Consider the following 23,275-nt stretch of genomic DNA (forward strand, 5'->3'; position numbering starts at 1 on the left):
GAACCGTCCATGTCCCTCCAGATCACCAAGGTCACCGCCCGCGTCGGCGCCCGTGTCTCGGGCGTCGACATCACCCGACCCCTCGCCCCGGAGGAGGTCACCGCGATCCGCGAGGCCCTGAACGCCCACAAGGCGCTCGTCTTCGACGCGGGCGACCTCGACGACGCCGGCCAGCAGGCCTTCGCCCGGTACTTCGGGGACCTGACCACCGCCCACCCGACGGTCGGCGCGGTCGACGGCGCGCCCAACGTGCTGCCCGTGGACAGCGAGCAGGGCCGGGCCAACCACTGGCACACCGACGTCACCTTCGTCCTCAACCCGCCGCAGGCCAGCACCCTGCGCTCGATCACGATCCCCCCGTACGGCGGCGAGACCCTGATCGCGAACGCGGCGGCCGCCTACCGCGACCTGCCCGAGCCGCTGCGCCGCCTCGCCGACACCCTGTGGGCCGAGCACACCAACGACTACGACTACGCGGTGCCGGACGAGGAGATCGACGCGGAGCAGGCGGCCCAGCGCGCCCGGTTCACGTCCATCACGTACCGCACCGCGCACCCGGTGGTCCGCGTGCACCCGCTGACCGGCGAGCGCGGCCTGTTCGTCGGCGGGTTCGCGCAGCGGATCGTGGGCCTGTCCGTCGGCGAGTCCCGCAAGGTGCTCGACCTGCTCCAGGCCTACGTCACCCGCCCGGAGAACGTGCTGCGCCACCGCTGGGCGGAGAACGAGCTGGTCCTGTTCGACAACCGGATCACCCAGCACTACGCCATCGACAACTACGACGGCCTGCCGCGCCGGCTGCACCGGGTGACCGTCGCCGGTGACGTCCCGGTCGGTGTCGAGGGGAAGGAGAGCTACTCGATCGAGGGCGACGCCTCGCACTACACACCGGTGCCCGCGGCGGCGTGACCGTCCGGACACCCTCCGTGCGGAGGGTGTCCGGATACTGGGCGGCTCCTTCGCGTCAGCGGACGGGCCGCCCAGACTGGCGGGGTTTTTGCCCGCCCATTGCCCTGCCCGGGAGAGCCGCGCCCATGCCCAGCAGCACGACCACCGAGACGCCGCCACAGCAACAGGACGGCGCCTCCCTCTCGCACGGCCTCAAGCAGCGCCATCTGTCGATGATCGCCCTGGGCGGCGTCATCGGCGCGGGCCTGTTCGTCGGCTCCGGTGCGGGCATCGCCGCCGCCGGACCGTCCATCGTCATCGCCTACACGGTCTCGGGGCTGCTGGTGATGCTGGTGATGCGGATGCTGGGCGAGATGTCGGCCGCCTACCCGTCCTCGGGCTCCTTCTCGGCGCACGCCGAGCGGGCGATCGGCCCGTGGGCGGGCTTCGCCGCCGGCTGGTCCTTCTGGATCCTGCTGTGCACGGCCGTCGGCCTGGAGGGCATCGGCGCGGCCCACATCGTCTCCGGCTGGCTGCCCGGCACGCCCGAGTGGCTGTGGGTGGCGCTGTTCATGGTCGTCTTCTGCGGGACGAACCTGGCCGCCGTGAAGAACTTCGGCGAGTTCGAGTTCTGGTTCGCCACGCTGAAGGTCGGCGCGATCTCCCTCTTCCTGGTCCTCGGCGTGCTGGCCATCGCGGGCGTGCTGCCCGGCACGGACGCGCCCGGCACCGCGAACCTGTCCGACTTCTTCCCGCACGGCAGCAACGGCCTGATCATCGGCCTGCTCGCGTCCGTCTTCGCCTACGGCGGCCTGGAGACGGTCACCATCGCGGCGGCCGAGTCGGAGGACCCGGTGCGGGGCGTGGCGTCCGCCGTCCGTACGGCGATGTGGCGCATCGCGCTGTTCTACATCGGCTCGATGGCGGTCGTGGTCACCCTGGTCCCGTGGAACTCCGGGGCGGTCGTCTCCGAGGGCCCCTACGTCGCCACGCTCGACCACCTGGGCATCCCCGGCGCGGGCCGGCTGATGAACGTGGTCGTCCTGGTCGCCCTGCTCTCCGCGATGAACGCCAACATCTACGGCGCCTCGCGCATCGCCTACTCGCTGGTCGACCGCGGCCAGGGGCCGAAGGTGCTGGCGAGGCTGTCCGGCGGCGTCCCGCGCGTCGCGGTGCTGACCTCCTCCGTGCTGGGCTTCGTGTGCGTGCTGCTCAGTTACTGGCGGCCGAACGACATCTTCAAGTGGCTGCTGAACATGATCGGCGCGGTCATTCTGGTCGTCTGGATCTTCATCGCCGTCTCCCAGCTGCTGCTGCGCCGCCGCGTCGAGAGCGAGACCCCCGAGAAGCTGGTCGTCCGCATGTGGGCGTTCCCCGTCCTCACCTGGGTCGCCCTGGCCGGCATGGCCGCGATCTTCGTCCTGATGGCCCGCGAGGCGGACACCCGCGTCCAGCTGTACTTCACCGGCGGCATGACGGCGGTGCTGGCGGCCGTGGGCTACGGCCGGCAGAAGCTACGGGCCAGGACCGGCTGATCGCCTCCGCCCGCCCGTGAAGGCCCCCGCGTCCGACACGCGGGGGCCTTTCTGTTGCCCCGACACTCTTGTTGCTAGCCTGCACTTGCAAGTACTTTGCAATAAGGTTCCGGAGGGGATCACCCATGCCCGTCTACACGCTGCCCGACCTGCCGTACGACTACTCCGCGCTCGCCCCCGTGATCAGCCCGGAGATCATCGAGCTGCACCACGACAAGCACCACGCGGCCTATGTGAAGGGCGCCAACGACACGCTGGAGCAACTGGCCGAGGCACGGGACAAGGAGAGCTGGGGCTCGGTCAACGGGCTGGAGAAGAACCTGGCCTTCCACCTCTCCGGGCACATCCTGCACAGCATCTACTGGCAGAACATGACCGGCCCGAAGGACGGCGGCGGCGAGCCGCTCGCGGCCGACGGCGTGGGCGAGCTGGCCGAGGCGATCAAGGAGTCGTTCGGCTCCTTCGCCGCGTTCAGGACCCAGCTGTCCAAGGCCGCGGCCACCACCCAGGGCTCCGGCTGGGGCGTGCTGGCGTACGAGCCGCTGAGCGGGCGGCTGGTCGTCGAGCAGGTCTACGACCACCAGGGCAACGTCGGCCAGGGCTCGACCCCGGTCCTGGTCTTCGACGCCTGGGAGCACGCCTTCTACCTCCAGTACCGCAACCAGAAGGTCGACTTCGTCGAGGCCATGTGGGCCGTCGTCAACTGGCAGGACGTGGCCCGCCGTTACGAGGCCGCGAAGTCCCGCGCGAACGTGCTGCTGCTCGCCCCCTGAGGCCCCCGAGCGTCCTGCCTCGTGATCGTCTTCTCACCCTTCACGGCGGCAGGCGGAAAGAGGAAGACCCCCGCGAGGACGTGACTCGCGGGGGTCTTCCGTCGTGGCCTACAGGTTGCTGAAGTCCGGGCCCTTGGTGCGGGTCCGCTTGATCTCGTAGAAGCCCGGCACCGACGCGACGGCGACCGTGCCGTCCCACAGCCGGGCCGCCTCCTCGCCCTTCGGGGCCGGGGTGACGACCGGGCCGAAGAAGGCGATCTGCTCGCCGTCGGGGCCCGGGACCGCGATGACCGGGGTGCCGACGTCCTGGCCGACCTTGTCGATGCCCTCCTTGTGGGAGGCGCGCAGCTCGGCCTCGTAGGGGGTCGAGTCCCAGTGGTCCATGAGGGAGTCGGGCAGCCCGACGTCCTTCAGGGCGGCCGCCACGGTCGACTTCTCCGCCCCCTCCTCCCGGTTGTGGATGCGGGTGCCGAGCGCGGTGTAGAGGTCGCCGAGCACCTCCGGGCCGTGCTCCTGCTGGGCCGCGATGACGACGCGGACCGGGCCCCACGCCTTGGTCTCCAGCAGCTCCCGGTACTCCTCGGGCAGCTCGTCGAGCCTGTTCTCGTTGAGGACGCCGAGGCTCATCAGGTGCCAGCGGACCTCGATGTCCCGGACCTTCTCCACCTCCAGCACCCAACGGGAGGTCATCCAGGCCCAGGGGCACAGCGGGTCGAACCAGAAGTCGACAGGAGTCTTGTCCGACATGTCTCTCCTCATGAGGAACCTTTTCCGCGTGAACGCCACCGGTCGCGCCGCCATTCCCTGCTGACCCGGTCAGGAGCGCATGGCAGGATCGCCCTGTCCACATACCGAACACCAGCCAAGGAGTGCCGCCCGTGCCCGGTGAGAATCTGTCCCGCGACGAGGCCCGGGAGCGGGCCGCCCTGCTGTCGGTCGACGGGTACGACGTGTCCCTGGACCTGCGGTCCGCCGTCGGGGACGGAGGGTCCGAGGGCGGAGCGCCGCGCACGTTCCGCTCGGTGACCACGATCCGCTTCCGCTGCACCGAGCCGGGCGCCGCGAGCTTCGCCGACCTGATCGCGCCGGACGTGACGTCGGTGTCGCTCAACGGGCGCGACCTGGACCCGGGCGAGGTCTTCGACGGCGCGCGGATCCTGCTGGAGGACCTGGCGGCGGAGAACGAGCTGGTGGTGGACGCCCGGTGCGCCTACTCCCGCACCGGCGAGGGCCTGCACCGCTTCGTCGACCCCGAGGACGGCGAGGTCTACCTCTACACGCAGTACGAGCCGGCCGACTCCCGCCGGGTGTTCGCGAACTTCGAGCAGCCGGACCTGAAGGCGCCGTACCGCTTCGAGGTCCGGGCCCCCGAGGGCTGGACGGTGTGGAGCAACGGCGCGGGCGAACTGACCGACGGCGTCTGGAAGTTCGCGGAGACCAAGCCGATCCCGACGTACATCACCTGCGTGGTGGCGGGGCCGTACCACTACGTGACCGACTCCTACACCCGCACCCTCGAGGACGGCTCCAAGCTGGAGATCCCGCTCGGCGCGATGTGCCGCAAGGGGCTCGCCCCGCACTTCGACGCCGACGACGTCTTCCTGGTCACCAAGCAGGGCCTGGACTTCTTCCACGACCACTTCGACTACCCGTACCCGTTCGGGAAGTACGACCAGGCGTTCGTGCCCGAGTACAACCTGGGCGCGATGGAGAACCCGGGTCTGGTGACCTTCCGCGAGGAGTACATCTTCCGCGGCAAGGTGACGCAGGCGTCGTACGAGGCCCGGGCCAACGTCATCCTGCACGAGATGGCCCACATGTGGTTCGGCGACCTGGTCACCATGGAGTGGTGGGACGACCTGTGGCTGAAGGAGTCCTTCGCGGACTTCATGGGCTCGTTCGGGAACGTCGGCGCGACCCGTTTCACCGGCGCCTGGATCACCTTCGCCAACCGCCGCAAGGCGTGGGCCTACCGCGCGGACCAGCTGCCCTCCACGCACCCGATCACGGCGGACATCCGCGACCTGGAGGACGCCAAGCTGAACTTCGACGGCATCACGTACGCCAAGGGCGCCTCGGTGCTCAAGCAGCTGGTGGCGTACGTCGGCCAGGACGCGTTCCTGGAGGGCGCCCGGCGCTACTTCAAGCGGCACGCGTACGGCAACACGCGCCTCGGCGACCTGCTGTCGGCGCTCGGCGAGACCAGCGGCCGGGACATGTCGGCCTGGGCGCGCTCCTGGCTCCAGACGGCCGGGGTCAACTCGCTGACCCCGCAGGTGCTGCTCGAAGACTCCCGCGTCCGTGAGCTCGCGGTGGTGCAGGAGGCACCCGGGACCCACCCCGAGCTGCGGCCGCACCGGGTCGCGGTGGGGCTGTACCGGCGTACGGCCGAGGGCGCGCTGGAGCGGTACGCGCGCGTGGAGACCGACGTGGAGGGCCCGCGCACGGTCGTCGCGGAGCTGGCGGGCGCCGACGCGCCGGACCTGGTCCTGGTCAACGACGACGACCTGACGTACTGCAAGATCCGCTTCGACGCGGCCTCGCTGGACACCCTGCGCGGCCACCTGGGCGAGCTGACGGACCCGCTGGCGCGCGCGCTGTGCTGGTCGGCGCTGTGGAACATGACGCGGGACGCGCTGCTGCCGGCCCGGGACTTCATCGCGCTGGTGCTGAGGTTCGCGGGCCGGGAGTCCGATATCGGCGTGCTCCAGATGCTGCACGCGTGGGCGGAGTCGGCGGCGGTGCACTACACCGCGACCGGGCGGCGCGCGGAGGCCGGGCGGGAGCTGTGCCGGGGCGCCTCGGCCGAGCTGCACGCCGCCGAGCCGGGCAGTGAGCACCAGCTGGCGTGGGCGCGGTTCTACGCGCGCGTGGCCGACGCGCCGGAGGCGTTCGAGCTGCTGACCGGGCTGCTGGACGGCACGACGACGATCGACGGCCTGGAGGTGGACCAGGAGCTGCGCTGGGCGTTCCTGGAGCCGCTGGCCGCGCACGGCGTGGCGGACGAGTCGGCGCTGGCCGCCGAACTGGCCCGCGACGACACGGCGTCCGGCAAGCGCCACCAGGTCCGCTGCCTCGCGGCCCGCCCCTCGGCGGCGGTCAAGGCGCAGGCGTGGGCGCAGGTCGTGGAGTCCGACGCGCTGTCGAACGCGCTGGTGGAGGCGACGATCGCGGGCTTCGACCGGGCCTCGCAGCGGGAGCTGACCGCGCCGTACGCCGAGAAGTACTTCGCGGCGATCGAGCGGGTGTGGCGGGAGCGGTCGATCCAGATCGGCATGGACGTCGTACGGGGTCTGTTCCCGGCGCTCCAGGACCGTCCGGAGACGCTGGCGGCGACGGACGCGTGGCTTCGGGAGCACCGCGACGCGGCCCCGGCGCTGCGCCGGCTCGTCCTGGAGGCGCGGGACGACCTGGCGCGGGCGCTGCGCGCACAGGAGTGCGACGCGGAGGCCGGCACCCGCTGAGCCTTGGCCTGAGCCTGCCCCGTAGGTGACCGTTACGAAATTCGGTCAACCGCAGCCGTAACCCCTGGTCCGCCCCCAATCGGACCAGGGGTTTTCGCTGCCTATTCGGCAACCGAACACCTGACCTTTAGTCCCGGCTTGTCCGCATTCTTCAACGGCCGTGTAACAGCGGTTAAAGGGGGGACGAGACGCGGGAATCCCGACGCCATGACGCACAACACCCCGCTCTCCCCCCGCCCCCTCCGCCATCTCTCCCAGGCCCACCGCCGCGTCATGACGGCGGGCCGGCTGCGCGCCCACGGCGTGACGACGGCCGAGCTGAACGAGCAATGCCGCCCCGGCGGTCCCTGGCAACAACTGCTCCCGCACGTGGTCCTGCTCCACCCCGGCCCGCCCACGGGCGAGGAGTGGCTGCACGGCGCCCTGCTGTACGCGGCCCGCGAGAACGCGCCCGAGAAGACGCCGGCCGTCCCGTCCCAGCCGACGGCGGACGACGCCCACCGCCCGGCCTACCCCGACGTGATGATCACCGGTCTCGCCGCGCTGGCCCTGTACGGCTTCTCGGCCACTCCGCCGCTGACCTCCCTGGACCACGTGCAGGTCCTCGTCCCGCGCCGGCGCCGGCTGCGCTCCGCGGGCTACGTCCGCGTCCTGCGCACCCCCGCCCTGCCCACGCCCCGCACGGTGACGGGCCTGCCGGTGGCGCCGGTGCCCCGGGCGCTGGCGGACGCGGTCACGGAGCTGACCGACGGGCAGACGGTACGGCGGCTGCTGACCGAGGCGGTGCGCGGCGGCCACTGCGAACCGGCGTCGGTGGTACGGGAGTTGACCAAGGCGAAGCTGCTGAACCTCCCCCATGTGATCGACGCCGTGGACTCCCTGCTGGCGGAGGGACGTTCGATCGCCGAGGACCGCCTGTACCGGATGGTCCGCGACCACGCCCTGCCCGACCCGGTCTGGAACGTCGACCTGCGCCTGCCCGGCGGCCCGCACCTCGGCGGCCTGGACGCGTACTGGCCCGACCAGGCGGTGGCGGTCGAGCTGGACACCAGGGCGCCCCGCCAGGACGACGACGCACTCTGGTCGGAGTACACGCGCAAGCGCGAGCACCTGGAACGCCTCGGGATCACGGTCGTGTACGTCACGCCGAGGAAGCTCCGCGAGTCGCCGGAGCAGCAGGCGACGGTGATCCGTACGGCCCTGATGGCGTCCGCGGACCGCGACCCGGCCGCGTATGTCGTGGTGCTCCCCCGGTAGTGACGGACCGAAGGAGCACCGACGGGGGACGCAGGAGGGGAGAGGAGGGGCCGCCGGACGGATTCCGGTGGCCCCTCCTCGGTGTCTCGTGACGCTCCGCTCTCACCCGACCGGCCGAGGCCGGCGGGCGGTGCCGGCCTCGGCCGCGGTACACCGGGACGTATGCGACACACCCGGATGGCCGCATGCTGCTCCGCCCTCGTGCTCGCCACGGCCTGCCCCGCCACCGCCCCCGCCTCGGCGTGGGGCGCGGCCCGGACGCCGGCCCCGGGCTACGTGGCCCTCGGCGACTCCTACTCCTCCGGCGTCGGCGCCGGCGACTACCTCCCCGGCCGCAGGGAGTGCAAGCGCAGCAGCCGGTCGTACCCGATGCTGTGGGCGGCGGCGCACCACGCGGCGGCCTTCGCCTTCCCCGCGTGCAACGGCGCCAGGGTGGGCGACGTCCTCGGCGGACAGCTCGGCGCGCTCGGCCCGCGCACCCGGCTGGTCACACTCACCGTCGGCGGCAGCGACGTGGGCTTCGGCTCGGCGATGGCGATCTGCGCACTGGGCGGACCCGTCCCCTGTCTCGCGGCCGTCTCCCAGGCGCGCACCGTCATGGCGCGCGAACTCCCGCGCAGCCTGGACCGGCTCTACTCGGCCATCAGGGACCGGGCTCCCGCCGCACACGTCGTGGTGCTCGGCTATCCGCACCTGTACCACCTCGAGGGCACCTGCCGCAGCGGCCTGAAGGACACCGAGCGCGCCGCCATCGACAGCGCCGTGGACCGTCTCGACGCCGTGATCGCCGGGCGCGCGACCGGCCACGGGTTCTCCTTCGCCGACGTCAGGGCCGCCTTCGCCGGCCACGAGATCTGCTCCCGCGACCCCTGGCTGCACAGCGTCGACCCGTTCGCGCCGACCGAGTCGTACCACCCGACGGCACCGGGCCAGGCGCACGGCTACTTCCCGGCCCTCGACCGGGCTTCCTGAGCCGCAGCCGGGCGGGCTACAGCTCGTCCGGTACCTCTTCGCCCACAGTGTGCTGTGCGACGATCCGCCGGCCGCCGACGTGTGAGGCGTACACCTCGTCCAGCAGCGTGGCATAGGCCGCGATCATCCTCGTCCGGCTGAAGCGCTCCCGGCTCAGGTCCAGCGCCGCCCCGAGCTCCGCGCGGGACGCGATCGCGGCGGACCAGGCCAGGGCGATCGCGGCCGGGTCCGGCGCCGTGACGAAGCCGAGGCCCTCGACGATCGACGCGCTGTCGCCGACATCGGTCGTCACCGGGACCGCGCCGCACATCATGCCCTCGATCAGGCACAGCGGAGCCGCCTCGCCCGAGACGGAGGTCAGGGCGACGGCGTCGGCACCGGCGTACACGGCCTGCATGTCGTGCCGGACACCGAGGAGCCCGATCCGCTCCGCCAGGTGCCGGTCCCCGCCGAACGCGACCTCGATGTCGGCCCGCAGGGCGGGGTTCTCGCCGGTCATGCCCGCCCCGCACATCAGCACGTGGCCCTCGGGTTCGCGGGCCAGCCAGGTGCGGGCGGCGGCGAGGAGGAGCGGGACGTTCTTCATCGGGGCGTACCGGGCCGCGAAGACGACCACCGGGGCCTGGCCGCCGATCCCCAGGGACGCCCGGAAGGCGAGGCGCGCCGCCGGGTCCGGGCGGAAGCGGAGCAGGTCCACCCCGTTGGGGATCACGTGCAGCAGGGCGGCCGGGACGCCCGCCGCCTCGTAGGCCGCCCGGGTCGACTCGGCGCAGCACACGCACGCCACGACCGTGCCGTCCGCGATGGCGGCCCTCAGCTCGTCCAGCGCGGGCCCCTGGTTCTCCGGGTCGGAGCGGTGCAGGCCGACCACGACGGGGCGGCGGGGCAGACCGGCCTGGTTCACCAGCGCCAGCGGCTGCTCCTTCAGGGAGAGGACGACGTCCGCGCCCGCCATCGCACGAGCCGTTTCGGCCAGCTCCGGGCCGCTGAAAACGTTCGCCGCCAGCGCCCCGTCCACCAGCCCGGCGCTGCGGCCGAGCGAGGTGACGCCGACCCCGGCGGCGGTCAGCGCCCGGTAGCAGGTGTCGTCCTCCATGCGCTGCCGGGTGGCCTCGCGGCGGACCTCGCCATGGATGCTCAGCACCCGGTGGGACTGGCCGCCCTCGGCCAGTCCCAGTACGACGTCGCTGTGCACGATCCGGGCGCCTCCGGAGAAGAAGCCCTCGTAGACCGACAGCACCCGCAGTCCGTGTGTCGAGCGCACACGACCACCCGCCTTGCATCAAACGATCGAGAAGATCGAGCCATCCCCGTGAACAGCGGGTTAGCCGATATGAGGCGGTACGGACATTGCGTCCGCGTTAACACGGAAGGACGGGAATGAAACGTTGGCTAACAGAATTCCCCTCGGACGACCGCTCCCGTGTCGCCGGTCCAGTCGCCGTTGAGGTTGACCGCCACGGAGTGCCGGCCGTTCTCGCTCGTGGCCGCCTCGGACGCCGAGCCGTGGATGCCGCCGGTGTGTCCCCAGACGTGGACGCCGCAGGTCAGCCTGGTGTCCATGAGGCCGAGCCCGTAGCGGATGTTGGGAGCGATCCGGCTGGCGACGGTGGTCTTCATCTCCTTCAGCTGCCGGGGCGGGAGGAGTTCCCCGCCGAGCAGGGCGCCGTAGAAGCGGTCCAGGTCGGCGGAGTCGGAGATCATCTCGCCGGCGGAGGAGGCGATGGACGGGTTGAGCTCCGTGACGTCGTACGTGGGGCCGCTCGGGTTCGCGAACTTCGAGTACGCCCGGCTGCTCGGCCGCGGCAGGGTGGTCCTCGTGCCGGGTACGGAGGTCGCGGTCAGCCGCAGCGGCCGGATGACGCGGTGCTCGATCTCGGTGGCGTAGGAGTGGCCGGTGACCTTCTCGATCACCAGGCCGGCCACGACGTAGTTGGTGTTGGAGTAGTTCCAGGAGGTGCCCGGCGCGAAGTCCGGCTGGTGCCGCATCGCGATCGCCACCAGGTCGTGCGCGGTGACGGTGTCGTGGCGGTGCGCGTAGAAGCCGTCCGGGGTGAAGTAGGCGCGCCGGAAACCGGTGTCGGCGAGGTAGTCGGGGATGCCGCTGGTGTGGTTCAGCAGTTGGCGGACGGTGACGCGGCTGCCGTCGTTGCCGTTCCCGTGGACGAGGCCCGGCAGCCATTTCGCCACCGTGTCGTCCAGGGACAGCCGGTGCTCCGCCTCCAGCTGGAGCAGCACGGTGGCGACGAAGGTCTTGGTGATGCTGGCGACGCGGTAGCGGTCGGCCGCCGAGCGCGGCTCGCCCGTGCGCAGGTCGCCCACGCCCGCCGTGGTGGACCAGGTGCCGTGGGTGTCCCTCGCGGTGGCGGTCGCGCCGGGCACCCCGGCCGTGACGGCGGCCTCGACGGCCTTGCGGGTGGCGGCGTGCCCGCCGCCCGCGAGGCCGTCACCCCCGATGCCGCCGGCGGCGGACGCCGGAGCGGCCAGGACGGCCGAGACGAGCAGGGCGGCGGCCCCCACCAGAGTCGTACGTACACGCATGTCTTCCCCCAGCATGTGATGAACGATGCGGTCGGAGGATGAAACGGGTGCCGGATGCGTGAAGGTTGCTCGGCGTTAGGCCAGTTGGGTGAGTTTCAGCTCTTTCTTGAGCACCAGCTCGGTGTTCCGGTCCGCCGCGGTGCCGCCGAGGCTCGTGTCGGCGCCGGGGGCGTTGTGGGCCAGCTCGCGGTAGAGGGCGGCGAGGCCGGTCTGGGAGAGGTCGGAGAAGTCGGTGCGGTGCGGGGCGGCGGACTCGATCAGGGTGGTGAAGACCGAGATCGTGCCGTCCTTGTTGTCGGCCAGCTCGATGACCCGGGCGAGGTGCGGGAAGTCGATGTGGGAGGCGGTGGAGATCTCCCGGAAGGAGTGGCCGCCGGAGCCGTGGTGCGGGGTGACGACGTTCTTGTGGACATGGCCGTTCACCCAGGCCAGGACGTTCGCGTGGGCGGACAGCAGCGAGAGCACCTCGGCGCCGGTGTGCCGCTGCTCGCCGGGGCGGGCCGGGTCGGGGCGGGTGTTGTTCGTCGTCGTGCTGGTGTGGTGGCTGAAGACGACGACGTGGGAGTCCCTGTTGTCCTTGAGCGTTGGAGTCGACGGGGAGCGGATCGCGCGTGGCCGGGAGCCGGTCACTCGTCGTTCATCTGCCGGGGCAGGGGCCCTGCCGCCGAGGGCCCGTGGGACGGCCGCCCATGGGGCGGGCGCTCGTGCCACAGTCCGAGGGCGATGTCGACGAGGGGTACGCGGTTGAGTCCGGGTACGGCGTCCAGCGGCTGCCAGGCGGCGAGGTCGGTGGATCCGCCGACCTCGTACCGGAGTTCGCCGCCGGTGACCTCGCCGGCGTAGACGATCCGGACCCCGTGGTGGTCCATGCGCCGGCCGACGCGCGGATGGTCGACCAGCCGGAGGGAGTGGATGCCGAGGAGGTCGGTGACCCGGATCCGGTAGCCGGTCTCCTCGGCGACCTCACGGCGGACGGTGTCGTACGGATCCTCGCCGTGCTCCATGCCGCCGCCGGGCAGCACCCACTCCGGCGTGCCGTCCGGGCCCGGCGAGCGGGCGAGCAGGAGCCGGCCGTCGCGGACGCACACGGCGTAGGCCGCCACCCTCAAGTTCCTTCGCATGCGCGGACGTTAGCGCGCGATGTCCGGATTCGCCGGTGAATATTCGGGGGCGGACCAGCGCAGCGGCAGGGCGCCCGGGGTCCACCGGGCAGCGGTGAGCGCGAAGCGCACGGTACGCCCGCCGTCGGCCGTGAACCCGGTGTGCGCCTCGCCGGTGAGCTGGAGGGTGTCGCCGGTGGTCCAGTCGAGGAAGAGCAGCCCGGCGCGCGGGTCGGCGCGCAGGTTGCCGAGGGTGAGGAACATGGCGTTGCCGGGGTAGTCGGGCCAGGTGAGTTCGCGCGGTGAGACGACCCGGACGAAGCCGGGGTTGCCGCCGCGGTGACTGGCGTCGGCGCCGCCGCCGTGCACGGTGGCGAGGAAGAAGGTGTCGGCCCGGCGGACGAACTCCTGCTGCTCCTGGCCCAGTTCGGCGAGGAGCCGCGGGGTGCCGGGCGTGCGGTCGGCGACCGAGTCGTACGACTCCCGGCGCTGGATGTACTTGGGGCAGTTGGAGAAGACCTGGTCCGCCTCGACGGCGAAGCCCCGCGCCGTGGGCCGCAGCCGGCCGTTCAGGCGCATACGGCGGCGGGTGCGGGGATCGAGGGCGATGGTGCCGATGCGGGTGCCGGGGGTGCGCAGGGCCGGGGCGAGCGGGGCGCCCGGGAGGCCGGCCGGGTGCGGGTCCCCGGCGGTGGCGACCGACATCTGCCGGGGGCCCGTCGCCCGGACGAACCCCGGCGCCCCCGTCAGCGCCGACGCCCACACCCGCCCGGTCCCCGGGTCTGCCGCGCCGACGACGAGCAGGGGCTGGAGCTCCAGGAAGGCCGCCGCCACCGGCTTGATGTCCTGGCCGAGGGAGCGGCCGACGTGGTCGGCGCGGTCACGGACGCCCAGCAGCTCCTGCACGGCGAGCGAGCCCGCGTGGTAGGCGCCCATGGCTAGAAGAATCCGCAGGTCGGAGCGGCCTCATAGGGGGCGGGGGCGCCCTCGGGGCCGAGCGGTGCGGAGATCTCCACGCGGATGCCGTCCGGGTCGTGGAAGAAGATCCCGCCCGAGGCGCCGCCCTCCCGGTGGGCGACGACGCCCTCGTGGGCGAAGTCGGTCCCGGCGGCCCGCAGCGCGTCCTCGTAGGCGCGGACCTGGTCGACGGTGTCGACGCCGAGGGCCAGGTGGTGCAGTCCGGGCCGGCCGCTGTCGTACGTCCCCTGCGCCTGCTGCCAGAGGGTGACGAGCGGAGGGCCGCCGCTCTCCCCCAGCAGCGCCCAGCGCCGGTCGTCCTCCTTGCCCTCGGCGAGCACGGCGAAGCCGAGGAGGTCGCGGTAGAGGGCGAGGGAGCGGTCGAGGTCGGTGACGTTCAGGCCGGTGTGCGCGAGGCGTGGGGCCATGACTGTTCTCCTTCGGGATGGCTAACCTTCTTCAGCAACGTTAGAAGGTTAGGTACGCGAGAGTCAACCGGTCACGTACGATTGAGGGGTTAGAGGAGAAGGAGAGTCCGATGTCCGCCGCCCCCGATCCCCGCCCGCTCACCGGCGAGCCCCTCGCCCTCGACCTGCTCAACACCCGGTGGAACCGGGAGGGCGAGACCCAGGACCTGCTCGACACCCCCGAGGGGCTCGCGGTGTGGCTCGCGGGCAACGGGCTGGCCGGCGCGTACCCGGCGGGCGCGGACACACTGCGCCATCTGCGCGAGGCCCGCGAGGCGCTCAGGGCCGCCGTGCACGGCTCACCGGGGCAGGCGGCGCCGCTCGTGGACGCCGTCCTCGCGCACGGCCGGATCCGGGCCCGGCTGACCGCCGAGGGCCCCGCCGAGGAGCCCGAGTTCGCCGACCCGGCCTGGGGCCCGGCCTGGCTCACCGCCCGGAACTACCTGGAGCTGCTCACCCGGGCCCCGGAGCGGATCCGCACCTGCTCCGGCGGCGGCTGCATCCTGCACTTCTTCGACACGTCGCGCAACGGCACCCGCCGCTGGTGCTCGATGGCCGCGTGCGGCAACCGCGCGAAGGCGTCCCGGCACTACGCGCGCTCGAAGGAGAGCTGACCGGCCCGCGCCGACGCGCCGTACCGCCTCGCCGTCGGCCCGCTACCGCCCCGCCCCGGAGGGCTCGCCCGACGGGCAGGCGAGGTGCCGGGAGGCGGGCAGCGACGCGGTGATCCAGGCCCGGCCGACGGCCACGCGGGCGTCTCCGACGGCCCACAGGTGCGCGCCCCGCTCACCCGCGAGGACCGTGACGAGCACGTGCTGCCCCGGGCGCGGGGCCGGCCGCGCGCCGCCGTCCAGCAGGAAGCCGACCTCGGCCGGGCCGTGGGCGGGCTTGTAGGAGCGGGTCACGGTGAGCGTGACCCGCTTCCAGGAGGACGCCTCCTCCGGCGCCACCCGGGCCACGGTGCCCTCCACCACCAGCCGGGAGCAGGCGAGTTCGCGCTCCGGGTCGGCCGGCCGGCCCTGGTCCGGCCCGCGGACCGGCCGGCTCCTGGCGTCGGACGCCGTACTCGCGACGCCGGTCCGACCGGAGTCGTGCGTCACCAGCCAGCCGAAGCCGGCGACGGTCGCGAGGGCCGCGGCACCGGCGAGCGAGCCGAGCACGAAGCGGCGGGCCCGGCGGCGGGCGGGACGGCCGGGGCGGACAGGCCGGGCGAGGCGGTGGCCGGGGCGTGGCGGCCGTACCGGACGAACCGGACGGACAGGATGTCCCGGACGTGCGGCGACCGCTCTCCCCCCTTCTCCCTCCCCGCCCGCTTCCGCCTCCGTTTCCGACCCCGTTCCCGTCTCCCCGGCCAACGCCTCGCCCAGCCGGGCGAGTTGCTCCCTCAGCACGGCCACGTCGGCCTCGGCCGCGCGGTGCTCGGCGACGAAGGCGGGATCCCGGCGGGCCTCCTCCGGCAGCGGTTCCCCGGTGATGGCGGCCATCAACGCGTCCACTCCGTCGTACTCCCGGCCGTTCCCGCCGCTGCCCGCACCCGGCGTACCCCCGCGCTCGGCGGTCATCTCACACCACCCCGTCCTCATGGACCTCGTGCAGCCGGTCGCGCAGGGCGCGGACCGCCGTGTGCAGCCTGCTCTTGACGGTGCCCTCCGGGATGCCCAGCTCCCCGGCGATGTCCCGCACGGGCAGATCGGCGAAGAAGCGCAGCACGAGCACCTGCCGCTGGGCGGCGGGCAGTTCGTCGAGGCCCCGGGCCACGGCGAGGGAGAGCAGGCTGGCCTCCTCGCCGGAGGGATGCGCGGGTTCGCGCAGCGCGGCCAGCCGCTCGCCCAGCCGGTCCTGGCGCCGCCTGGCCCGGTGCCAGTCCATGGCGAGGCGGGAGGCGACGACCGCCGCCCACGCCGACACGTCCCGCGGCGCCTCCTGGCCGCTCGCGGTCCGCTCCAGCAGCCGCAGCCGGACCTGCTGCACCCCGTCCGGCAGGTCCGACTGCGGCACCCCGCCGAGCGCGAGCACCGCTCGCACCCGGCGTTCCTGGGCCGCGTCCAGAGGATCGCCCTGATCGTCCCCGTGGACACGGCGGGCCGTTCCGCGCAGCACCCAGCCACCCCCTCACCGCGTTTCCTCTACGACGCGGCCGCGCACGGAAACGTTCGACCGGGTTTCCGGAATGCGCGCCGAGGCGTACCTCACACCGGCGCGCGGACCTGCACGGCTTGCGGCGAAGGGCGAGCCTCAGGCGAATTTCTCCAGCTCAGAAGGGGTGCGACGGGAGTTCCGGAACCGGCCGTCGCGCTCCGGTGTCCCAGTACTCGGGCATGACACGCAAAGAATTGGACAGGCGGACCGGGGTCGGCCGCATGATGGAAAAGCCGCGTACACGCAGAGAACACCGAGAAGGAGTCGCCGTGAGGGTCGGAATCGTCGGAGCCACCGGTCAGGTCGGCACGGTCATGCGCAGGATCCTCGCGGAGCGGAACTTCCCGGTCACGCAGCTGCGCCTGTTCGCCTCGGCCCGTTCGGCGGGGACCGTGCTGGACGGCGTCACGGTGGAGGACGCGGCGACCGCCGACTACACCGGCCTCGACATCGTGCTCTTCTCCGCCGGCGGCACGACCTCCAAGGCGCTCGCCGAGAAGGTCGCCGCCCAGGGCGCCGTCGTGATCGACAACTCCTCCGCCTGGCGCCGGGACCCGGACGTCCCCCTGGTGGTCTCCGAGGTGAACCCGCACGCGATCGCCGACCGCCCCAAGGGCATCATCGCCAACCCGAACTGCACGACGATGGCCGCGATGCCGGTCCTGAAGCCGCTGCACGAGGAGGCCGGTCTGGAGGCGGTCGTCGTCGCCACCTACCAGGCGGTGTCCGGCTCGGGCCTCGCGGGCGTCGCCGAGCTGCACGGCCAGGTGCAGAAGGTCGCGGCCGACGCCGACAAGCTCACCCACGACGGTGCGGCGGTCGACTTCCCCGAGCCGAACGTCTACACGCGCACCATCGCCTTCAACGTGCTCCCCTTCGCCGGCAACCTCGTCGAGGACGGTCTGAACGAGACCGACGAGGAGCAGAAGCTGCGCAACGAGTCCCGCAAGATCCTGGAGATCCCCGGGCTGCTGGTCTCCGGCACCTGCGTGCGCGTCCCGGTCTTCTCCGGCCACTCCCTCCAGGTCAACGCCCGCTTCGCCCGCCCGATCTCCCCGGAGCGCGCGACCGAGCTGCTCGCCGCGGCCCCGGGCGTCGCCCTCTCCGACATCCCGACCCCGCTCCAGGCGGCCGGCCAGGACCCGTCGTACGTCGGCCGCATCCGCCGCGACGAGACGGTGGACAACGGCCTCGCGCTGTTCGTCTCCAACGACAACCTCCGCAAGGGCGCCGCGCTGAACGCGGTCCAGATCGCGGAGCTGGTGGCGGCGGAGCTGTCCGCCGAGTAGGACACCCGGCACGGCACCGGGGCGGTCACGTACGCGCGGCCGCCCCCGCCGTCCGCCGGGACTGGCCGGCGGCCGGCTGGCGGACGGGCCGGGCCTGACCGCCGTACCGGTCGCGGGGGGAGACGCCGCTGATCCCGGGACACCGAGTGAGGGCGCCCGGCACGGAGTCCGGGCGCCCTCACTCGGTGTCGTACTACTTGCCCGCCGCCGCGTCCGCCGCCTGGGCCTTCAGCGCGCGCTCCACGCCCGAGCGGGACTCGGAGACGAGGCGGCGCAGGGCCGCGTTCGGCTCGGCCGCGGAGAGCCAGGTGTCCGTCTTGGCCAGGGTCTGCTCGGAGACCTGGACCGACGGGTACAGGCCGACGGCGATCTGCTGGGCGATCTCGTGCGAGCGGGAGTCCCAGACGCCCTTGAGGGCCTCGAAGTACCGGTCCGTGTACGGCGCCAGCAGCTCGCGCTGGTCGGTCTGCACGAAGCCGCCGATCACGGCCTCCTGCACGGCGTTCGGCAGCTTGTCGGAGTCGACGACCGAGGCCCAGGCCTCCGCCTTCGCCTCCGGCGTCGGCCGGGCCGCCCGGGCCGTCGCCGCGTGCCGTTCGCCGGCCGCGGTCTTGTCCCGCTCGTACTCGGCCGCGATCTCCGCCTCGTCGAAGCGGCCGACCGCCGCGAGGCGCTGCACGAACGCCCAGCGCAGCTCGGTGTCCACGGCCAGGCCCTCGACGGTGTGGGTGCCCTCCAGCAGGCTCTCCAGCAGGTCCAGCTGCTCCGGCGTACGGGCCGTCGCCGCGAAGGCGCGGGCCCAGGCCAGCTGGTGGTCGCTCGCGGGCTCGGCCGCGCGCAGGTGCGCGAGCGTCGCGTCGGTCCAGCGGGTCAGCAGGGACTCGCGGGCGGCCGGGTCGGCGTACAGGTCGATGGCGAGCTTGACCTGGCGGTGCAGCGACTGCACGACGCCGATGTCGGACTCCTTGCCGATGCCCGACAGGACCAGGGAGAGGTAGTCACGGGCGGCCAGTTCGGCGTCCCGCGTCATGTCCCAGGCCGACGCCCAGCACAGCGCGCGCGGCAGGGAGGCGTCGAAGTCGCCGAGGTGCTCGGTGACGAACGCCAGCGACTCCTCGTCCAGGCGGACCTTGGCGTACGACAGGTCGTCGTCGTTGAGCAGCACGACCGCCGGGCGGCGCCTGCCGCTCAGCTGCGGTACGGCCGTCAGCTCGCCGTCGACGTCCAGCTCGACGCGCTCGGTGCGCACCAGCTTGCCGCTCGCGGCGTCGAGGTCGTACAGGCCGATCGCGATGCGGTGCGGGCGCAGCACCGGCTCGCCCTGGGCGCCGGCGGGCAGCGCCGGGGCCTCCTGGCGGACGGCGAAGGAGGTGATGACGCCGTCGGCGCCGGTGGCGAGCTCCGGGCGCAGGACGTTGATGCCCGCGGTCTCCAGCCACTTCTTCGACCAGGTCTTCAGGTCCCGGCCGGAGGTCTCCTCCAGCGCGCCGAGCAGGTCGGACAGGCGGGTGTTGCCGAAGGCGTGCCGCTTGAAGTACGCCTGCACGCCCTTGAAGAACTCGTCCTCGCCGACGTACGCGACGAGTTGCTTCAGCACGCTCGCGCCCTTGGCGTACGTGATGCCGTCGAAGTTGACGAGCACGTCGTCCAGGTCGCGGATGTCCGCCATGATCGGGTGCGTGGACGGCAGCTGGTCCTGCCGGTACGCCCAGGTCTTCATGGAGTTGGCGAACGTGGTCCACGAGTGCGGCCAGCGCGAGCCGGGGGCGGCGGCCTGGCAGGCGATGGAGGTGTAGGTGGCGAACGACTCGTTCAGCCACAGGTCGTTCCACCACTCCATGGTGACGAGGTCGCCGAACCACATGTGGGCCAGCTCGTGCAGGATCGTCTCGGCCCGGGTCTCGTACGCCGCGTCGGTCACCTTGGACCGGAAGACGTACTGGTCGCGGATGGTGACGGCACCGGCGTTCTCCATCGCGCCCGCGTTGAACTCCGGCACGAACAGCTGGTCGTACTTGGCGAAGGGGTACGCGTAGTCGAACTTCTCCTGGAACCAGTCGAAGCCCTGCCGGGTCACCTCGAAGATCGCGTCCGAGTCCAGGAACTCGGCGAGCGAGGGGCGGCAGTAGATGCCGAGCGGCACGGACTGCCCGTCCTTCTCGTACACGCTGTGCACGGAGTGGTACGGGCCGACGATCAGCGCGGTGATGTACGACGAGATGCGCGGGGTCGGTCCGAAGACCCAGACGTTGTCCTTCGGCTCGGGCGTCGGCGAGTTCGAGACGACCGTCCAGCCGTCGGGCGCCGTCACGGTGAACTGGAAGGTGGCCTTGAGGTCGGGCTGCTCGAACGAGGCGAAGACCCGGCGGGCGTCCGGCACCTCGAACTGGGTGTAGAGGTACGCCTGCTCGTCGACCGGGTCGACGAAGCGGTGCAGCCCCTCGCCGGTGTTGGTGTACGCGCAGTCGGCGACGACCCGCAGGACGTTGCGGCCCGCGAGCAGGCCCGGCAGCGCGATCCGCGAGTCCGCGAAGACCTCGGCGGGGTCGAGCGCGTCGCCGTTCAGGGTCACCTCGTGGACGGCGGGCGCCACCAGGTCGATGAAGGACTCGGACCCGCCGCGGGCGACGTCGAAGCGCACCGTGGTCACGGACCGGTAGGTGCCGCCGTCCTGCGCGCCGGAGAGGTCGAGCTCGATCTCGTACGAGTCAACGGTGAGCAGCTCGGCCCGCGCTTGCGCCTCTTCGCGAGTCAGGTTTGTGCCAGGCACGCGGTCATCTCCTCGTTATGTGTCGGTCGCGTCATCCTTCCATGGGATCCACACGAAACGCGATGTCCGGTTCCCGCCGGTGACCGCGGTGGCCGGAACGGACGCTTGAGGCATGACGACGACAACGGCACACACGGCACGTCCGATCGCTCCCGAGGTCCTTCGGTCCCTGCGCGTCACCGACGACGCGGGCCGCCGCACGGTCCCCTTCACCGACGACGAGGGCGGCGCCCCGCTGCGCTGCTGCCTGCGCAGGAGTGTCCCCGGCGAGCCGATCGCCCTGGTCTCGTACGCCCCGCTGCGCCGCTGGGCGGCGGAGACGGGCGCCCACCCCGGCGCCTACGACGAACAGGGCCCGGTCTTCGTCCACGCCGAGGACTGCGCGGGCCCGGCCGACCCCGCCGCCCTGCCCTTCACCGACGCCCCCCGCGTGCTGCGCCGCTACTCCCGCGAGGGGCACATCCTCGGCGGCCGCCTGGTGACCGACGCCTTCCCGGACGCCCTCACGGAGGCCTTCACCGACCCGGAGGTGACGCTGGTGCAGGTGCGGGCGGTGGAGTACGGGTGCTTTCTGTACGAGGTGCGGCGGGGCCAGAGCCCGGCTGCGCGCGCCCTGACGGGGTTTCGGGGCCCCGAATGGCCGGGCCCCGAATGGCTTTCCCGATGAGCGCCGCGGCGGGCGGCGGCCTAGCCTCCGAGAAGAGCGCAATGTGGATCTTTCTGATGGTGCGCTCGATCCGTCCCGAGGAGGAAAAATGCGCCTGATATCCAAGCTCGCCGTCACGGCCGCCGTCATCACCGGTGTCGGTGTGATGGGTGCCGGTCCCGCCCTTGCCACGCCCGCGGTGCAGATGCACGGCGGTGGTGGATGCCGGACCCACAACCTGAATGTCGACATTCTGGGTGAGGTGGGCATCCTCAACGGGCTGGCCGGCAACCTGCTGAACGGCGAGGGAAACCCTGGTGCACAGTCCACCGACATGGGTACCGACTGCGATCGCTGACAGTCCGTCCGGCCTGCGGTGAGCCGCATGTGTTGGTCTCCGAGTGGATGCAGAAGGCCTCGTACCGTGACCGGTACGGGGCCTTCGCGTCGGGCGGCGCCGAGGCGGCGGGCAGCCGTCAGAGCCCGGCCGCCGCCGCGTCCCGCAGGGCCTCCAGCACGCGGCACACCGCCCGCCCCGACTCGCCGCCCCTGCGGACCGCCGCCGTGACATGCCGGACCGGGCCGTCCGGGCCGAGGTCGCGCAGCACCACCCCGTCCCGTCGGCCCGCGGCCATCCGGGGGACCAGCGCCACGCCCATGCCCGCCTCGACCATGGCGAGGATCGCGGTCCAACCGGAGGCGGAGTGGCCCTGGTAGGGGCTGAATCCAGCCGCCTCGCAGGCGCGACGGGTGATGTCCGACCAGGGGCCGCTGCCGCCGAAGATCCAGGGTTCGGACGACAGGTCGGTCAGGGTCAGGGCGGGGGCCTGCGCCAGGGGGTGATCGGGGGGCAGGGCCACGTCCAACGGGTCGGCCAGCAGCGGGACTTGGGTGAGACGGGGATCGGCCGCGCTCGGGGCCTCGGCCGCCAGGGACAGGGCGAGGTCGACGTCACCGGCGGTCAGCAGCTCGTAGGCCTCGGCCGCCTCCGCCTCCCGCACGCGGACGCTCACCCCGGGGTGGGCGTCCCGCAGGGCCCGTACGGCCGGTACGACCAGGGCGGGCACCGAGGTGGCGAAGGCGCCCACCCGGACCTCCCCCGCCTCCCCCTCGGCGTACGCCGCCAACGCCGCCTCCGCGCGCTCCAGTTGCTCGAAGACCGGCTCCGTCTGCGCCAGCACCAGCCGGGCCCCGTCGGTCAGCCGCACCCGGCGGCCCCGCGCCTCCAGCAGGGGCACACCGAGCTGCCGGGCGAGATTGGCGAGCTGCTGGGAGACCGCGGAGGGGGTCATGTGCAGGGCCTCCGCCGCCGCGGTCACCGTCCCGCGCTCCCGCAGGGCACGCAGGACCTGCAGCTTGCGGATGTCCCACTCGACCATGCGCGCACGCTACACGCCCGCATCCCTGCGGCCCCGGACACCGCCGCCCCCTCACCGTCACCGTCACCGGCGGGATCCCGCGCCCAGGACGACCCCGCCCAGGATCAGGGCCATCGACAGCAGTTGCGGCCATCCGGTCGTCTCGCCGAGGAGGGCCCAGGACAGCAGGGCCACGCAGAGGGGCTGAAGGTAGTAGACGATGCCCGCACGGGTCGCGCCGATCAGGGCGATGGCCTTGTTCCAGGCGAAGAAGGCCACCGCCGAGGAGGCCACGCCCACGTAGAGGAGCGGCAGGACCGTGCCGGGGGTCGGGGTGAAGCCGCCCTGGACGGCCACGCTCGCCGCCTGGACGGGCAGGAGCAGGAGGGCGCCGATGACGAACGTCGCGAACAGGAAGGCGGTGCCGCCGAGCCCGGCCGGCCTGCGGCGCAGCAGCGCGCTGTAGCCCGCGAAGCAGCAGGCGGCCGCGATCATCCACAGGTCGCCTGCCGAGAAGCGCGCGGCGCCGCCCACGAGCAGGGCCACGCCCGCGCAGGCGATCAGCAGCCCGGTGGCGCGCCGGGCGCCGAGCCGTACGCCGCCGAGGCGTTCGAAGACCGCCATGAGCACCGGCGAGGCGGCCATGATCATGCCCATCGTGGCGGCCGGGGTGGTCAGTCCTGCCTGGTTGACGAGGGTGTTGTAGACGGCCACGCCGAGGAGCGAGGTGAGGAACACGTAGCGGGCGTGGCGGCGGAACAGGGCCCGCCTGCGCCAGGCCTGCCGGGCACCGAACGGTGCCACGGCGAGCAGGGCGATCACCCAGCGCCAGAAGGCGTGCTGGATCGGCGGGACGCTGTCGTGCAGACCGCGGGAGGCGACGAAGCTGCCGGACCAGACGACCGTCGCGAGGGCGGCGCAGGCGAGGCCGAGGACGGAAACGGCGGAGGTGGAGGTGGAGGTGGAGGTCGTGGGGGTCCGGGGGAGGACGGCGGTCACGGGGGTCCTTTCGGCGAGGCGGCAGCGGGTCCGTGCCCCTCACCGTCGCAAGGACCGACCTGTCAGGTCCATCGAAACTTTACGACGGTTCTTTTCAGCAGAACTGAACGATCGACCGCCTCC

The 23,275-nt window shown here is 72.6% G+C and carries 20 protein-coding genes and 2 pseudogenes; 10 read left to right on the plus strand and 12 right to left on the minus strand.

What is annotated here, in order from left to right; genetic code table 11:
* Positions 1 to 9 precede the first annotated feature (9 nt).
* The 3 genes from BIV23_RS33785 to BIV23_RS33795 all read left to right on the plus strand — a co-directional run bounded on the left by BIV23_RS33785 (position 10) and on the right by BIV23_RS33795 (position 3,193).
* Positions 10 to 906 carry a TauD/TfdA dioxygenase family protein gene (locus tag BIV23_RS33785; RefSeq protein ID WP_071384794.1) on the plus strand — a complete coding sequence of 299 codons (897 nt, stop codon included), beginning with the start codon at positions 10 to 12 and terminating at the stop codon, positions 904 to 906.
* 125 nt (positions 907 to 1,031) lie between these two features.
* On the plus strand, positions 1,032 to 2,420 hold the full coding sequence (locus BIV23_RS33790; RefSeq protein ID WP_071384795.1) for an amino acid permease: 1,389 nt from the start codon (positions 1,032 to 1,034) through the stop codon (positions 2,418 to 2,420).
* Between the two features lie 125 nt (positions 2,421 to 2,545).
* The gene (locus BIV23_RS33795) at positions 2,546 to 3,193 is read left to right on the plus strand and encodes a superoxide dismutase (protein ID WP_071384796.1); all 648 of its coding nucleotides are present in this window, start codon (positions 2,546 to 2,548) and stop codon (positions 3,191 to 3,193) included.
* 108 nt (positions 3,194 to 3,301) lie between these two features.
* Here BIV23_RS33795 and BIV23_RS33800 read toward each other — a convergent pair whose 3' ends face one another.
* Positions 3,302 to 3,940 (minus strand): mycothiol-dependent nitroreductase Rv2466c family protein, encoded by a 639-nt coding sequence (locus BIV23_RS33800; RefSeq protein WP_071384797.1) that lies wholly within the window; start codon positions 3,938 to 3,940, stop codon positions 3,302 to 3,304.
* A gap of 131 nt (positions 3,941 to 4,071) precedes the next feature.
* Between BIV23_RS33800 and pepN (BIV23_RS33805) the strand changes: the two genes are divergently transcribed.
* The 3 genes from pepN (BIV23_RS33805) to BIV23_RS33815 all read left to right on the plus strand — a co-directional run bounded on the left by pepN (BIV23_RS33805) (position 4,072) and on the right by BIV23_RS33815 (position 8,886).
* The gene (gene pepN / locus BIV23_RS33805; RefSeq protein WP_071384798.1) at positions 4,072 to 6,657 is read left to right on the plus strand and encodes an aminopeptidase N; all 2,586 of its coding nucleotides are present in this window, start codon (positions 4,072 to 4,074) and stop codon (positions 6,655 to 6,657) included.
* 207 nt (positions 6,658 to 6,864) lie between these two features.
* Positions 6,865 to 7,914 carry a hypothetical protein gene (locus BIV23_RS33810; protein ID WP_071384799.1) on the plus strand — a complete coding sequence of 350 codons (1,050 nt, stop codon included), beginning with the start codon at positions 6,865 to 6,867 and terminating at the stop codon, positions 7,912 to 7,914.
* A gap of 162 nt (positions 7,915 to 8,076) precedes the next feature.
* Entirely contained in the window at positions 8,077 to 8,886 is an 810-nt protein-coding gene (locus tag BIV23_RS33815) for an SGNH/GDSL hydrolase family protein (RefSeq protein ID WP_071384800.1), read from the plus strand.
* A 16-nt stretch (positions 8,887 to 8,902) separates the two neighbouring features.
* Here the strand turns inward: BIV23_RS33815 and BIV23_RS33820 are convergent, their stop codons facing one another.
* The 6 genes and pseudogenes from BIV23_RS33820 to BIV23_RS33845 form a co-directional block, all read right to left on the minus strand.
* Positions 8,903 to 10,126, minus strand: coding sequence for a glycosyltransferase (locus BIV23_RS33820; RefSeq protein ID WP_071384801.1), 1,224 nt, complete (start codon positions 10,124 to 10,126; stop codon positions 8,903 to 8,905).
* Between the two features lie 152 nt (positions 10,127 to 10,278).
* Positions 10,279 to 11,427 (minus strand): serine hydrolase domain-containing protein, encoded by a 1,149-nt coding sequence (locus BIV23_RS33825; RefSeq protein WP_177240131.1) that lies wholly within the window; start codon positions 11,425 to 11,427, stop codon positions 10,279 to 10,281.
* 75 nt (positions 11,428 to 11,502) lie between these two features.
* A pseudogene (locus tag BIV23_RS33830) lies at positions 11,503 to 12,012 on the minus strand (TIGR03767 family metallophosphoesterase); the annotation flags it as partial.
* A 41-nt stretch (positions 12,013 to 12,053) separates the two neighbouring features.
* Positions 12,054 to 12,548 carry an NUDIX hydrolase gene (locus tag BIV23_RS33835; protein WP_177240132.1) on the minus strand — a complete coding sequence of 165 codons (495 nt, stop codon included), beginning with the start codon at positions 12,546 to 12,548 and terminating at the stop codon, positions 12,054 to 12,056.
* Positions 12,549 to 12,557: 9 nt separating this feature from the next.
* Entirely contained in the window at positions 12,558 to 13,463 is a 906-nt protein-coding gene (locus BIV23_RS33840; protein WP_071384805.1) for a pyridoxamine 5'-phosphate oxidase family protein, read from the minus strand.
* Positions 13,464 to 13,465: 2 nt separating this feature from the next.
* A complete protein-coding gene (locus BIV23_RS33845) occupies positions 13,466 to 13,912 on the minus strand; it encodes a VOC family protein (RefSeq protein ID WP_071384806.1) in 447 nt (148 codons plus the stop codon).
* 110 nt (positions 13,913 to 14,022) lie between these two features.
* Between BIV23_RS33845 and BIV23_RS33850 the strand changes: the two genes are divergently transcribed.
* Complete coding sequence (locus tag BIV23_RS33850; RefSeq protein ID WP_071384807.1) at positions 14,023 to 14,565, plus strand: CGNR zinc finger domain-containing protein; 543 nt, start codon at positions 14,023 to 14,025, stop codon at positions 14,563 to 14,565.
* 42 nt (positions 14,566 to 14,607) lie between these two features.
* Here the strand turns inward: BIV23_RS33850 and BIV23_RS33855 are convergent, their stop codons facing one another.
* Positions 14,608 to 15,513 (minus strand): hypothetical protein, encoded by a 906-nt coding sequence (locus BIV23_RS33855; RefSeq protein WP_071384808.1) that lies wholly within the window; start codon positions 15,511 to 15,513, stop codon positions 14,608 to 14,610.
* A gap of 1 nt (position 15,514) precedes the next feature.
* A complete protein-coding gene (locus tag BIV23_RS33860; RefSeq protein ID WP_071384809.1) occupies positions 15,515 to 16,051 on the minus strand; it encodes an RNA polymerase sigma factor in 537 nt (178 codons plus the stop codon).
* 308 nt (positions 16,052 to 16,359) lie between these two features.
* Here BIV23_RS33860 and BIV23_RS33865 point away from each other — a divergent pair, with 308 nt between their 5' ends.
* Positions 16,360 to 17,379, plus strand: a complete 1,020-nt coding sequence (locus BIV23_RS33865) for an aspartate-semialdehyde dehydrogenase (protein WP_071384810.1) — start codon at positions 16,360 to 16,362, stop codon at positions 17,377 to 17,379.
* A 193-nt stretch (positions 17,380 to 17,572) separates the two neighbouring features.
* Here BIV23_RS33865 and pepN (BIV23_RS33870) read toward each other — a convergent pair whose 3' ends face one another.
* Positions 17,573 to 20,149: an aminopeptidase N gene (gene pepN, locus BIV23_RS33870; protein WP_071384811.1), complete on the minus strand. Its 2,577-nt coding sequence runs from the start codon at positions 20,147 to 20,149 to the stop codon at positions 17,573 to 17,575.
* A 112-nt stretch (positions 20,150 to 20,261) separates the two neighbouring features.
* Here pepN (BIV23_RS33870) and BIV23_RS33875 point away from each other — a divergent pair.
* Positions 20,262 to 20,738, plus strand: a pseudogene (locus BIV23_RS33875) (DUF1203 domain-containing protein); the annotation flags it as partial.
* Between the two features lie 166 nt (positions 20,739 to 20,904).
* Complete coding sequence (locus BIV23_RS33880; RefSeq protein ID WP_071384812.1) at positions 20,905 to 21,153, plus strand: hypothetical protein; 249 nt, start codon at positions 20,905 to 20,907, stop codon at positions 21,151 to 21,153.
* Between the two features lie 118 nt (positions 21,154 to 21,271).
* Here the strand turns inward: BIV23_RS33880 and BIV23_RS33885 are convergent, their stop codons facing one another.
* Both BIV23_RS33885 and BIV23_RS33890 read right to left on the minus strand, forming a co-directional pair.
* Positions 21,272 to 22,174 (minus strand): LysR family transcriptional regulator, encoded by a 903-nt coding sequence (locus BIV23_RS33885; protein WP_071384813.1) that lies wholly within the window; start codon positions 22,172 to 22,174, stop codon positions 21,272 to 21,274.
* 63 nt (positions 22,175 to 22,237) lie between these two features.
* Positions 22,238 to 23,152, minus strand: a complete 915-nt coding sequence (locus tag BIV23_RS33890) for a DMT family transporter (RefSeq protein WP_071384814.1) — start codon at positions 23,150 to 23,152, stop codon at positions 22,238 to 22,240.
* Between the last annotated feature and the right edge of the window lie 123 nt (positions 23,153 to 23,275).

The sequence above is a fragment of the Streptomyces monashensis genome (assembly GCF_001866665.1).
In the GTDB taxonomy this organism is placed as follows: Bacteria; Actinomycetota; Actinomycetes; order Streptomycetales; family Streptomycetaceae; genus Streptomyces; species Streptomyces monashensis.

What these genes read in the sequence shown, in the direction of transcription:
- BIV23_RS33785 (WP_071384794.1), top strand. Translation starts at nt 10, where the DNA reads ATGTCCCTCCAGATCACCAAGGTCACCGCCCGCGTCGGCGCCCGTGTC.
- BIV23_RS33790 (WP_071384795.1), top strand. Translation starts at nt 1,032, where the DNA reads ATGCCCAGCAGCACGACCACCGAGACGCCGCCACAGCAACAGGACGGC.
- BIV23_RS33795 (WP_071384796.1), top strand. Translation starts at nt 2,546, where the DNA reads ATGCCCGTCTACACGCTGCCCGACCTGCCGTACGACTACTCCGCGCTC.
- BIV23_RS33800 (WP_071384797.1), bottom strand. Translation starts at nt 3,940, where the DNA reads ATGTCGGACAAGACTCCTGTCGACTTCTGGTTCGACCCGCTGTGCCCC.
- BIV23_RS33810 (WP_071384799.1), top strand. Translation starts at nt 6,865, where the DNA reads ATGACGCACAACACCCCGCTCTCCCCCCGCCCCCTCCGCCATCTCTCC.
- BIV23_RS33815 (WP_071384800.1), top strand. Translation starts at nt 8,077, where the DNA reads ATGCGACACACCCGGATGGCCGCATGCTGCTCCGCCCTCGTGCTCGCC.
- BIV23_RS33825 (WP_177240131.1), bottom strand. Translation starts at nt 11,427, where the DNA reads ATGCGTGTACGTACGACTCTGGTGGGGGCCGCCGCCCTGCTCGTCTCG.
- BIV23_RS33835 (WP_177240132.1), bottom strand. Translation starts at nt 12,548, where the DNA reads ATGCGAAGGAACTTGAGGGTGGCGGCCTACGCCGTGTGCGTCCGCGAC.
- BIV23_RS33840 (WP_071384805.1), bottom strand. Translation starts at nt 13,463, where the DNA reads ATGGGCGCCTACCACGCGGGCTCGCTCGCCGTGCAGGAGCTGCTGGGC.
- BIV23_RS33845 (WP_071384806.1), bottom strand. Translation starts at nt 13,912, where the DNA reads ATGGCCCCACGCCTCGCGCACACCGGCCTGAACGTCACCGACCTCGAC.
- BIV23_RS33850 (WP_071384807.1), top strand. Translation starts at nt 14,023, where the DNA reads ATGTCCGCCGCCCCCGATCCCCGCCCGCTCACCGGCGAGCCCCTCGCC.
- BIV23_RS33855 (WP_071384808.1), bottom strand. Translation starts at nt 15,513, where the DNA reads ATGACCGCCGAGCGCGGGGGTACGCCGGGTGCGGGCAGCGGCGGGAAC.
- BIV23_RS33880 (WP_071384812.1), top strand. Translation starts at nt 20,905, where the DNA reads ATGCGCCTGATATCCAAGCTCGCCGTCACGGCCGCCGTCATCACCGGT.
- BIV23_RS33885 (WP_071384813.1), bottom strand. Translation starts at nt 22,174, where the DNA reads ATGGTCGAGTGGGACATCCGCAAGCTGCAGGTCCTGCGTGCCCTGCGG.